This is a genomic window from Paenibacillus rhizovicinus (assembly GCF_010365285.1).
In the GTDB taxonomy this organism is placed as follows: Bacteria; Bacillota; Bacilli; order Paenibacillales; family Paenibacillaceae; genus Paenibacillus_Z; species Paenibacillus_Z rhizovicinus.
The window spans coordinates 309,173-320,764 of the sequence record NZ_CP048286.1; the positions used below are offsets into that span (position 1 = coordinate 309,173).

Here is an 11,592-nt window from a genome sequence, read left to right on the forward strand (position 1 = left end):
TCACCTGCTTTTTTTGGCTTCCCCCGCAAACAGCTTCAAGTACGGCCGCCCAAAGCTCCGCAAGCTCGCTGCATAAACAATAAACCCGAATATTCCCGTCACTACGCCCACCAAGCCGAAGTACATGGCGCAGATGATCAGCGGGAATTTGATCACCCGCATCGCATAGCTCATCGTATTGATCGGAATGACGAAATTCGAGATGGCGACGGAGGAAGCGATAATAATCATGATGCTGCTCACCAGTCCTGCTTCCTGCGCAGCTTCGCCCAATATCAGTCCGCCTACGGTCGTAGCGGTCGACCCGATGTGTTTGGGCAGCCGAATGCTGGCTTCGGTGAGCGCTTCGGTCAAGAACAGCATGAAGAAGACTTCATAGAAGGACGCATAAGGCACGGCCGCGCGGCTGCCGGCGATCTCGAGCGCGAGCTGAGCGCGGAAGAACTCCGGATTGTACGAAACGGCGGCGACGTACAATGCCGGGAGCGTCGTTGTTATGAATACCGACAAATACCGCAGCACTTGCAGCGGCCTGGTAATCCATGGGTATTGATAGACATCGTCCATGGACGTGATGAAATCGTAGAAGACCGCCGGAAGAATGATCGAGAATGGCGTGCCGTTCAGCAGCAAGACGACTTTCCCTTTGCTCAGACTGAGCACGCTTCGGTCCGGCCTGTCCGTCACGAATAAGGTCGGGAAGAATTCGTATCGGTTCGAAAGCAGCATCTGCAGCTGATTCGAGGCTTGAATGACCGCTGCATCGATTTCCGTTAAGCGTTTATCCAGTTCAAGCAAGAGAGCCGGATCCACTTTGGACGCATCGAACACAATAGCGAGCTGCGTACGGCTCTCCGTGCCTATTTCCGAGTACTCCACGCGCAGATCCTTCGAAGGGTAACGGGTTCGCATAATTTGCACGTTGGTATCGATATCTTCCGAGAAGGAGTTCTGCGGTCCTTGAAGGATGCTTTCCTGACAGGTTTCCATAGGCTTGGATAGGGACGGCTTCTTCATTTCCACCGCACAGATTGAATCGCGAAACACGATAAGCGCACACCCGCGCAGCAGCTTGTCGGACGCCTGCGGCTTGGCAGTGAGCCGTTCAAAGCCGGGCAGCAGCGATAATTTCGCTTCGAATTCCGATAAGTCGCCTGAAGCGGCGAAAGCCTGCATGATCGTCGTTTGTATGCCGTTCTTGTCGCACAGCGACGATAAGTACATCAGCTGCGCGGATTCCTGTTCGACGCGCAGCTCCCTGCTTACGAGATCGCCGGAATGCGCCAAGCCGGATACAGCGCCTTGCAGATCGAATCGTTTCATAAGGCCAGACATCCCTCGTCGGTCGTTTGGCCTAGTATTTCCAAGCTCAGGGAATCGTATCCAATTCATGCCCATTCCTCGGCCAGTCGCAGCCGGCGAAGTCTTGTCCTAGCGCCGCCTTGCGTATAAACGGCTTTCGTTCCGCACATACTTCTGTCCATACTTGGAAATATTTCGCAAGCAAGGAGCATTCATGAAGATACCGCCTATCGAGAAAATATCGGGAACCCAGCTCGGCTTGATCTTGTTCACGTTCGTCGTCTCCACGATCAACTTGACCGTTCCCGGCGAAATGGTGATGTACGCCAAACACGATGCATGGCTGTCCGTGCTGCCGGCGGCACTGCTCGGTCTGCTGACCGTTTGGGTGATGACGACATTGTCTCGCCGTTATCCGGGATTGACGATCGTTGAATACGGATCGAAGATTCTGGGCAAATGGTTCGGCACGCTTCTGGGGCTGAACTTCATCTACTATTGGTACGTCTCGATCTCGACGATCACGTTCCAGCATACGGCGTTCATCAGCACCTTGCTGCTGCCGAACAGCCCGTCCATCGTCGGCTGCACGACCCTGCTCGTCCTATGCGCCATGACCGCGACTGCAGGCATCGAAGTAATCGGACGATGCAATCAGTTTCTTACGCCGCTGCTCATTGTCGCCATCCTTCCGATCTTCATGCTGACCATCAAGGACGCCAATCCCGCATTTCTCCAGCCCGTATTGGGAGACGGTTTGAAGCCTGTCTTAAAAGGGGCTTACATGCCGGCAAGCGCCTACATGAATCAATTGTACATTCTTGGCTGGCTGCTTCCTTATTTGAATCACCAGAAAGAAGACCGCAAAGCTTCGCTATTCGCCCTGGCGGGTATTACGGGCACGGTTTTCTTCATCGTGATGCTGTCCATCATGGTCCTCGGCCCGCTGACCGGCAAATTGACGTATTCCTTCTTGAGCGTCATTCAATACGTCGGTGTCGAGGGGTCGTTTGAACGCCTGGAAGCGATCGCGGTCTCGATTTGGGTCATGGGGTATTTCGTGAAGGTCTCCATCGCCTTGTTCATTCTGTGTCTCACCGTTGGACAGGTGTTCGGCATCCAGAATCATCGCGACCTGATGGTCCCCGTCATCCTGCTCACCGTAGTCGGTTCGATATGGATCTTCAAGAACGGTTCGGAACTGTTGGATTACTTGGTTTTCACGTTTCCGCTCCTGGCACTCTTGAACCAAACGTTCATTCCTATCCTTCTGCTTGTCATCGATACGGTTCGAAGGCGATTCACGCCGTCACGAACCTAATAACCGATGGCCGATCGGCTCGAACAGCAGTTTGAACGGCAGTGTGAAGCTCTGCAGCTCGACCTTCGCGAGCTGCAGCGCTCCTATTACGATGGCAAAACCCATTAAGCCTCCGTATACGACTGCCGTTCTATAGTTCCCTTCCCTAGCGAAGGAACGCACCTTGAAGATCGTCCAACCGGCGAATATCAGTACATAGGCTCCAATTTGCGCGATCATTTGACGATCTCCTTGTCATACAATTGCAGCGGAGGTCCTGCCATTCCGGCGCCGAGGAGCGACAGCTTGACCGAGACCGATACATTCGCTTCGGGGTATTTCGCTTGCCAATCGTTCTTCAGCCGCTTCCACTGGTTCGGATGACCCCGATAAATCTCCTGCCCGATCCCGAGGCTGTCCGTCTTATACTGCTTCTGGAGCTTGTTCACGACATGCCTGACCCGTTCCTCGATCGCATCCTCTAGCGCCTTCCGGACAATCGCAAGATTGTCGGGCCTGCTGACGTCAAGCTTCGTGTTATTTTCGACGAGGCTGGCCACCCCTTCCAATTGAATATTCACTTGTACCTTATCCCCTCTCATATGCGTGAAGATGCGCCGCTTCGCCCTGTGCATCTGTATGCCGACGTTACCCTTGCCGCCGGACAAATTGGCGAATATCCGACTGTTCTTCATATGGTCGGTCGCCCATAAGAATCCGCTGGTTTCATTAGCGTCCAAGAACCCGACGATGCGGGGGCCATTGAAAATCGCCGTGCCGGCAAGCTTGAACAGATTGCCGGCCCCGTCTTTCCCGTCGCTCGAAGCTCGCTCCGATTCGATAGCGCCTAATACGGGACTAATCCCTTGGCTGGAGGCGGCAATGAAATAATCCCGGAGCGTGACGGCCATTTCGGTTCGCTGCCGTTCCAGTTCCTTGACCGCTTCGACTGGCACCTGCTCGAACGGGTATTTCGTCTCCAGCATTCTCATCCCCGTTTCCCCTTTCACGACCAACATATAGGTTTTGAGCCGCTGCCGCGGATCGTGGGCGAAGACGTCGAGCACGTCGTTGATGCCATGCCGTCCCAGCGATTCGCCGATGAAGATAACGCTTCGGTGCGCGGTGAATAACCGCCGGGAGCTCTGCTTCTGAATCAACTCGAATGCTTCGCTCGCATTCACTCCCGTCGCCGACAGGACGAAGAATTTGCCAGGCGGGCCGCCGCTTCCTCCTGTTGATTGTCCGCCTTGGGGAATGGCGATCTGCACCGACAATAGATACTTGCCGTCCTTGGTCCGATCAAAGGCAGAGCCCGTAATAAATGCCAAATCGTTGATTTCCGTGCGGTCCCAGCAGCCGCTCAAGATCAGCAGGCTTCCGAGCATGCAGAGGCAAAGCAATGGTTTCATAGGTGGTTTCATAGGTGGTTTCATAGGTGGTTTCATGAGGCGGATCCCTTCTTGTTCGAGCGCTTCATTGATCCTTGCCGGATCGTTCGTACGGAAGCGATCTTGTCGTTCTTGCCCATATCGGCGATCGGATCAGGATATCCTTCAAGCTGCCGAAGGAGACAGGCGTGAAATAAGGAATGCCGAACGAACGAAGCGACGCTAGATGCAAGAGAATGCCAAGGAAGCCGAGCACGATTCCGTACAGGCCGAGCGTGCCGGCCAGGAAGAGCATCGGGAAGCGCAATAAGCGAACGCCGTTCGCGAAACTGTACCTCGGAATCGTGAACGCGGCGATCCCCGTAATGGAGACGATAATGACGACCGGCGCCGATATGATACCCGCCTGTACGGCCGCTTGCCCGATAACGAGCGCGCCGACGATGCTGACGGCTTGGCCGATTTGCTTCGGCAGCCTGATGCCTGCCTCCCGCAATGCCTCGAAGATGATTTCCATGAGCAGCGCTTCGATTAACGCCGGGAACGGCACGGCTTCGCGGGACGAAGCAATGCTGAGCACGAGGTTCGTCGGGATCATTTCCTGATGGAAGGTCGTTACGGCAACATACAGCGGCGGAGCGAAGATCGCGATGAAGATGAACAGGAATCGGATCCAGCGGACGAAGGTGGCGATCGGCCAGCGAATATAGTAATCTTCGCTCGCTTGAAGGCCCGTCCACAGCGTCATCGGAAGCACCAATACGAAGGGCGTGTTATCGACGAGGATCGCGATCCTCCCTTCGAGCAATTCCGCGGCGACCGCATCGGGCCGTTCCGTGCTGTGCACTTGCGGAAAGGGCGAATACGGGAGGTCTTCGATGAACTCTTCCACATAACCTGAATCGATAATGCCGTCGACGCGGATGCCCTTCACTCTCGTTTTGACTTCTTCCAACAAGGCCGGAGATACGATGCCCGAGAGATAAACGACGATGACCTGGGTTTGCGTCAGCTCGCCCAGCATGAACGATTCGGTTTTGAGCCGGGACGTCTTGAGCCTGTTGCGAAGCAGACCCATATTCACGGCGATATTCTCGATGAACCCGTCCCGCGGTCCACGTATGACCGGCTCGGAAGACGGCTCCTCCAAGCTTCGCTGTTTGATGCCGCTGGCTTTGACCGTGATGGCGTTATGTCCGGCGGGCACCAATACGATCGCATACCCGTCCAGCAGCTTACGGATCAGCGTTGTCATGCTCGGCGTCCGTTCGATCGTTCCTGCCGTGAGAAGCGCATCCGCGCAATCATCGACCGTGGCCGGTACATCCGTCGCAAGGGATAGCATCGGCTTCAGAACGTGATCGTCGATGATCTGCTCGTTCACAAGGCTGGAAACGAAGACGACGAGCAGCTCCGAGCCCGCCTTCAGACGGACGCTGCGATATACGAGATCCGAGCAGTCTTGGAATACGTCCCGCAGATAACGTTCGTTGGCCTCCAGCTCCGGCGAGACCATCGCCGTTTCGTCCGCGGCGGTCGGCTGCTCCTCGGGCAGGCTTAATTGCCTTGGCAGCATGCGTCCCCATTTTCGCAACCGTCTCATCCCATTCCCCCGTTCATCCTGGATACGTAATTTTTCCCATGACGCTTGAACTTTATTCCGGAGGAGCTTCGCGGGCATGCAAAAAAAGCCGTGATTAACACGGCTTCGCAGGGTCCTTCCTATCGCGTTTTCAAGCTGCGTTCGATGTTTCGACTCGCACGGCATGTCTGATTCTATATTGCCGGTAAGCCGCGGCGATGCACATCAATATTCCTGTCGTCGTCAGGACGCCAAGCGGGAACCACCCTGTTCCCCAAGCCGGATAGATGAGCGGCATCAAGGAGACGCCGAATGCAACGGGAACCGGCGTTTTAAACCATTTACAGAGCAGGAACGTAATCAACACGTTCACGATGCCCACCGCTACGATCGAATCTGGCAGCAAGTGGTGCATGACGACTGCGACCGCAGCCGCCGCCGTTAACACGGCTACGCGTGCCGGGATCGGCCGCCAAGGGAATTTCTCGGCATGAAACACTTCGAAAATAAGGGCGAACACCGGCGGGACCACGATGACCTCAATCCCTGTCATGAAGGCGAATCCGATCCACAGGCATAGAATAACGCTAATGATAGCCGTATCCGTCAGGTTACGGTGATTCAGCGGACCGTTTGGCAGCTTTTGCCGCTTCCTTGCCATAAACGCCGCCAACATAATCACGCACGTGAACGCCGTTGTCGAAATCGCAAATACATAATCATGCAAGCCCAGGAAGAGGGGCAGCAATCCAGCGGGTATGGTCGGGCCGAAGTTGACCCGGAACACGTGCATGAGCAGGACGATAACGACGAAGCCGATCCACAGCTTCAGCAGCGGCGAGAGGCTGAGCTCGTTTAACGACGTCCCCAGGAACGCGGCTAAACTCGGCGAAAGCCACAGGTGAACGGGTCTCCTGACCCAATGCGGCACGGAGAACACCATGACCCCCATCGCCATGCCGGCAATTTCGGGGAAGAGGATATCCCTTTGGCCGGACACGACCGAGCTAACGAGCATAACCAAAGTCAATAGGCACGCTGCCGCCAAACGATAGGACGTTAGGAAATTCCGGTCCATCATAGAAATTCTCCTTTGTAGTCGTATTTTCTCGCGTTATCCTTTAAGCAAGCTCCCGTTAACCAGCATGCTCACGGTGCGAACGAACAGCACGACGATGACGATGCTCAGCAATGCCAGAAGAAGGACCGAAACGGCGATTAGCGGCCAGGAATCCACGTACATTCCGTATTTCAAGGCCGCATTGGTGAGGGCCGCGATCGGGAAGCTGATCCCCCACCAAGATGCGCTGAACGGAATCGACTTGCGGAAGACTTTGAAGAACAAGACGATGAATAAGAACAACCCGAAGTAATACAACAGTGATGCGAACGGATCGATACGCTGCTCGAAATTCGTATAGCCAAGAAACCCGACCTCGAACGGCGCGATCATGATAATCAGGGATGGCGTTAGCCCTGGCGGCATAGGAGCGTGATGTGCCAGTCTGGAGAAGATCAAGGTGATGTATACCAAAGCCACGATGCCTCCGATAGCCAGGGACATCAAATTGATTTCATGCGCCCAAGGAAACGGCATCGTCCCACCCGCAACCGGGATATCAAGGGTGCCTACCACGGGCACCAGCGTTGCTGGAACTTTGTGAACCGGTTCGAGATTGCCGTTCAACAAGCGCGAAACAAAAACAACGCAGAGGATTAACGCCAATGTCGTTCCGGTTACCCAAAGCGCTTGCCCCGAACGCTCGCTGTACATCCCGATTACCGTGGAGAGCAAGAGAATGGCAATCGGAATCGTGCCGAAGAAATTACCCGTGATGGGATGGTTGAATTCAGCCTTGACCCGTTGCGGATATAGGAACCATTTGGTTAAATAACCGACGCCTAATACGATAAAGATAAGAACGGCTATCATTCCGCAGCTATCCGCGATCGCGGTCGAAATGCCGAACGCCTTGCTTGCTTGTCTCCAGGCGAGGGACAAACCCGAAATGCCCATTACCGCCGCGAATAGATTGACGGGTAAGAATTGAATAGATCCGATGCTGCGTTGCTTCTGTACGGCAGCCATGGTTTGCATGGAATCGCCCTCCTTCATTCAGTTCGGAAATGTCCCGATGCCTTATTCTAAGGAATTCAAAATGATAGATCAATATCGCCGTTTCAATGAAAACGATAGACAGGGACTATCATTTATAAGAGATTCGCATCCATTACTGTTCCATGAATTGCTGCAGCGGAAGGCCAAATTCCCGCCAGTCTCCAGGAATGTCCGCGACTTGCTCACAATAGACCGCTTGCAAGTAGCGGGACAGGTGCGTTACTTTGTTCTCTACGAGGACTTCAAGGATTTCCGAAGGTTTAGAAGGCACCTGAAATTGTTGCACTGTCTCGAATCGCTCCAGCGGCAAGAACATAGCCAAGCTTTTTTTATATGTCGTGCGCCCCGGGAATCGAGGCGAGCTTCCGGAATCGTACTTGGACAGCTTAATGCGGTCGTAGAAGTCAAGCAGCAGCGATCGCGCATCCAGTTGAAGCACGGCAAAAGCTTCCCCGGGTTCCCTTCTGGCATACATCTCAAGCATCTTCAAGCAGCTCCTTCTCGTCGGCCAGAGAAACACATGCCGGTCCAGATACTGAAAAAATTGCTGCGCGGTCGTATTCGGATCCATCGCTTGCGCGGCGATTCTCAGATGGGCATTCGCCACGAAACTCCTGCCATGAAGCTGAATTTCTTTACGGGTGGCCCGACCTTCATTCGCGAATGCCGGATCGGCCTCGATGCTCGAGTACAGCGCATCGACATGCGCGATCGAGGGCAAATTGCGGACCCTTGTAAAATGAAAAAGCGACTTCCGTTTCTGACTGTTCGTTATTTTAGTTACGATAGCGATTGCGTTATCCATGCTCGGATTCCAGCCTCTCCACGATCGATAATTTTAGGTGCTCGTCATTCGAGCGTTTATCATCTCCGACAGTCACGATAATCATACAAGGCTATAAAAACGAAGTGCCAATAATATTGAAAAACCGTTCCTTGTAAATGGAACGGTCAATGTGATTTTGTGAAAGTTCATGATCGATTTCGTCCTCATTGTCACGTGGACTCAGACCGGCCCTTCCTCTCTGTAGCTCTTGATGACAGGTCGAAAGATGTAAATGGCAGCCAACAGGAGCACTACACTGCAAATAACTTGTTCGACTTTCATCCAAATCGGCAATTGCAGGGAGAAAAGCACGGCGGTGAACGCGATGAGCAATACGATCACAACGATGCGCAATCGCAGCAAAGCTCGCGGTTTTCCCGTGGACGCCCGTTTGGCGAAGACGAACGTCAGAACGGAAGTAAGCGCAACAATAATACCGCGTACCCAGGCCTCCGGGTTAACTTGGTTTGGAGCGACGTTCGATAAGATGATAATCGCCACGACGGTAGACCAACTTATCACCAGATAGGCGCCAATCAGCCATCTGACGAGACGGAAAGCCGATGACACTTTCTGCGAGTTCGTAGAGTTGGCAGTCACGTTTTTGTCCAATATAACATTCCTTTCCGCGCTATGAAAGCGCCGTAGCTTTGTCGAAAAGCTGTATGGTCTCGTTGATGTAGTGCTCGAAGTCCAAATCAGGATGATTGGCGAAGTAGAAGGATGCTCCATCGACCACGGCACGAATGGCGAGCGCTGTCACTAATGGATCGAAGGATCCGAAATCGCCCGCTTTCTGGCCAGATGATAGCAGCGTTGCCAGCGGCGTGACCGCATCGGGAACGTCGCTCTTGAGTGCTCCATTCTCTATGATCCGGTGTACAGCGTTGACATGAGCGGCATGTTCGGCGATGAAGCTCAGGTTCGAGGACAAATAGGCGCAGAGTTTATCGCGACAAGTCTCGACTGCCATGATTCGTTCGGTCATAATGGCAGCGCCTGTCTGATAAAGCGTGACGACCACCTCGTCATAAATCGCTTCCTTTGTCTTAAAATGATACAGAACGGTGCTCTTGCTCGTCTCTGCTTCCTGGGCGATTTTATCGACTGATGCAGCCGCGTAACCTTCACGATTGATGACGGCGATCGCCGCACTAACGATGTCTTCACGTCGGGCTTTTTGGGTGCGCGTAAACGACTTCTTCATATAAATTTGACCTCCTGATTATATATTAGTCCAAATGGTCAGTTTTTTGTCAAGATTAAAGGGCTGACTCTAATTCGCTTACAAAAAAATAAATAATGAGCCTCTGCTGAACAATAAAAAAAAGCCGCAACCACGCGGCTTCTAAAGCATATATGTTGTAGTCATCCTACAACTGCGTTATTACGTTATCACACACTCTCACTTGATCCGGTTTCATAGCGAACCGATCTCCTTATGGCATAGTTTTAAGCTGGCTCGAAATGACACCAAGGTGTATGGCTTCATGGATCAGCGCGAAGTTAAACAACTCGCCGGCATTGTTGAATCGGAAGGGTCCGAATTCATAAGTCGGTTGCAGCTTCTCGTTCAGCATTTCGGGTGTCCGTTCGGATAGATCGGAAAGCTGCTCGACTAGCATTTGGATCAGCTCTTCCTTCGACGGAGGAGCCATTGTCCAATCCGCTGGCTTTGTTCCGGAGTTAAACAACGTTTCATACTTAACCGGAATGACCGACGGGGATCCGAAACAAAGGGTGGCATACTTATCCATCCAATAAACGATGTGACCGGCATTCCATCGGATTGTATTATTGAATCCGCTTGGTTGAATGTCGAACTGTTCTTCCGTAATCCCTTGAAGCTGCCCGATCACGACTTGACGCAGTACTTTGCCTGTGTGAATGATCGCTTGTGTCATAATTAATAACGCCTCCTAAATGGGATGAATAGGTTACTCTTTCCGTAATCCAAGTGTAGCTCCCGTCTGCCTCACCCAACAATCACGTAATTCCGATGGTAATAATCGCTTTCGCTAATGATCAGCCTTCAGGGGGAAATTGGAATCCGCTGCATGCTGCCGATATAATGAAACGGAGGTCATTTCAATTCGGAGAGGAGGCTATGCCGCGAATGGAGCTTAGACAGCTGGAATATTTTGCAGCCGTATGCAAAGAGATGCATTTCTCCAGGGCTGCCGAGAATCTATGCACGACGCAGTCGAATCTTAGCCAGCAGATCAAGTTTTTGGAGAACGAGCTGGGCCTTCCTCTATTCGATCGCATCGGCAAGAAGATTGCATTAACGGAAGCGGGACGGATATTGTTGGAGCAAAGCCGGCTCATCTTTGAACGGACCGATTATATTCGCGGGGCGATTGCAGATCTCAAATCGATCGAAGGCGGTAAACTGGACATCGGGATTCTCCCGGGCGATGGGGATTTGCTGTTTGATGCGCTGCTTGTCGACTTCCATCGGGCCTATCCCAAGCTATCGATCGGCGTCACGGAATCCACGGATGTGTATGAACAGGTGGTCAACGGCACCAGGGACCTCGGAGTTACGACCGTACCCGCCAAACCGGATGATCGCATCGTAATCATTCCTTTGTTCCATGAGGAGTTTGCTTTGGCTATTCGATCGGATCACCCGGTTGCAAAGTCGAAGGCGATCCCCTTCGAACAATTACAGCAGCTTAAGCTGGTCACGTTCGGTCCGGAGCATCAGATTGCGAAGGTCATCCAATCCTGCTGTCAAGATAAAGGAATTGCAGTCAGCAATTCGATTGAAACCTCGACGTTATCAACGCTTCTCTCCCTCGTCGAACAAGGAATTGGAGCGGCAATTCTTCCTCGGCTGCTGCTTGATTACTTGAATCGCGATCACATCGCTGCGGTTACGCTGATCAATCCTACACCGAGCCAGGATATTTGCATCCTGTATCGCAAGGACAAATATATGGGGCAAGCTGCCACAAGATTTATAGACGAATTGCAATCTTTCATCCAACGCGTCAAGAAGCTTTCCGCCCGATCGTTAGGGTAATCAAAGGAACAACCAAATAGGGGGAGGACATTTCTGTCCTCCCC

12 protein-coding genes are annotated in these 11,592 nt (G+C 52.8%); 2 read left to right on the top strand and 10 right to left on the bottom strand.

The genetic code is table 11. The annotated features are described in order from the left end of the window. Window positions 1-1,323 carry a spore germination protein gene (locus GZH47_RS01345; RefSeq protein WP_162638180.1) on the bottom strand — a complete coding sequence of 441 codons (1,323 nt, stop codon included), beginning with the start codon at window positions 1,321-1,323 and terminating at the stop codon, window positions 1-3. A 193-nt stretch (window positions 1,324-1,516) separates the two neighbouring features. Here GZH47_RS01345 and GZH47_RS01350 point away from each other — a divergent pair, with 193 nt between their 5' ends. After that, a complete protein-coding gene (locus tag GZH47_RS01350; protein WP_162638181.1) occupies window positions 1,517-2,623 on the top strand; it encodes a GerAB/ArcD/ProY family transporter in 1,107 nt (368 codons plus the stop codon). On the opposite strand, the gene GZH47_RS01355 is transcribed toward GZH47_RS01350, so the two are convergent. The 9 genes from GZH47_RS01355 to GZH47_RS01395 all read right to left on the bottom strand — a co-directional run bounded on the left by GZH47_RS01355 (window position 2,612) and on the right by GZH47_RS01395 (window position 10,424). Beyond that, window positions 2,612-2,842 carry a hypothetical protein gene (locus GZH47_RS01355; RefSeq protein ID WP_162638182.1) on the bottom strand — a complete coding sequence of 77 codons (231 nt, stop codon included), beginning with the start codon at window positions 2,840-2,842 and terminating at the stop codon, window positions 2,612-2,614. The two genes, GZH47_RS01350 and GZH47_RS01355, sit on opposite strands and share 12 nt — an antisense overlap. Beyond that, window positions 2,839-4,050, bottom strand: coding sequence for a Ger(x)C family spore germination protein (locus tag GZH47_RS01360; RefSeq protein ID WP_162638183.1), 1,212 nt, complete (start codon window positions 4,048-4,050; stop codon window positions 2,839-2,841). Before GZH47_RS01360 ends, GZH47_RS01355 begins: the two co-directional genes overlap by 4 nt. 28 nt (window positions 4,051-4,078) lie before the next feature. After that, window positions 4,079-5,596, bottom strand: a complete 1,518-nt coding sequence (locus GZH47_RS01365; RefSeq protein ID WP_162638184.1) for a spore germination protein — start codon at window positions 5,594-5,596, stop codon at window positions 4,079-4,081. 130 nt (window positions 5,597-5,726) lie between these two features. Continuing rightward, a complete protein-coding gene (locus tag GZH47_RS01370; RefSeq protein ID WP_162638185.1) occupies window positions 5,727-6,656 on the bottom strand; it encodes a hypothetical protein in 930 nt (309 codons plus the stop codon). 33 nt (window positions 6,657-6,689) lie between these two features. After that, entirely contained in the window at window positions 6,690-7,673 is a 984-nt protein-coding gene (locus GZH47_RS01375; RefSeq protein ID WP_162638186.1) for an SLAC1 anion channel family protein, read from the bottom strand. 133 nt (window positions 7,674-7,806) lie between these two features. Beyond that, the gene (locus tag GZH47_RS01380) at window positions 7,807-8,499 is read right to left on the bottom strand and encodes a DUF7002 family protein (RefSeq protein WP_162638187.1); all 693 of its coding nucleotides are present in this window, start codon (window positions 8,497-8,499) and stop codon (window positions 7,807-7,809) included. A 201-nt stretch (window positions 8,500-8,700) separates the two neighbouring features. Then, window positions 8,701-9,132 carry a hypothetical protein gene (locus GZH47_RS01385; RefSeq protein ID WP_192043573.1) on the bottom strand — a complete coding sequence of 144 codons (432 nt, stop codon included), beginning with the start codon at window positions 9,130-9,132 and terminating at the stop codon, window positions 8,701-8,703. Between the two features lie 19 nt (window positions 9,133-9,151). Next, window positions 9,152-9,727: a TetR/AcrR family transcriptional regulator gene (locus GZH47_RS01390; RefSeq protein WP_162638188.1), complete on the bottom strand. Its 576-nt coding sequence runs from the start codon at window positions 9,725-9,727 to the stop codon at window positions 9,152-9,154. Window positions 9,728-9,959: 232 nt separating this feature from the next. Next, window positions 9,960-10,424, bottom strand: a complete 465-nt coding sequence (locus GZH47_RS01395) for a DinB family protein (protein ID WP_162638189.1) — start codon at window positions 10,422-10,424, stop codon at window positions 9,960-9,962. Window positions 10,425-10,636: 212 nt separating this feature from the next. On the opposite strand from GZH47_RS01395, the gene GZH47_RS01400 reads away from it, so the two are divergent. After that, window positions 10,637-11,548 (top strand): LysR family transcriptional regulator, encoded by a 912-nt coding sequence (locus tag GZH47_RS01400; RefSeq protein WP_162638190.1) that lies wholly within the window; start codon window positions 10,637-10,639, stop codon window positions 11,546-11,548. Window positions 11,549-11,592 lie beyond the last annotated feature (44 nt).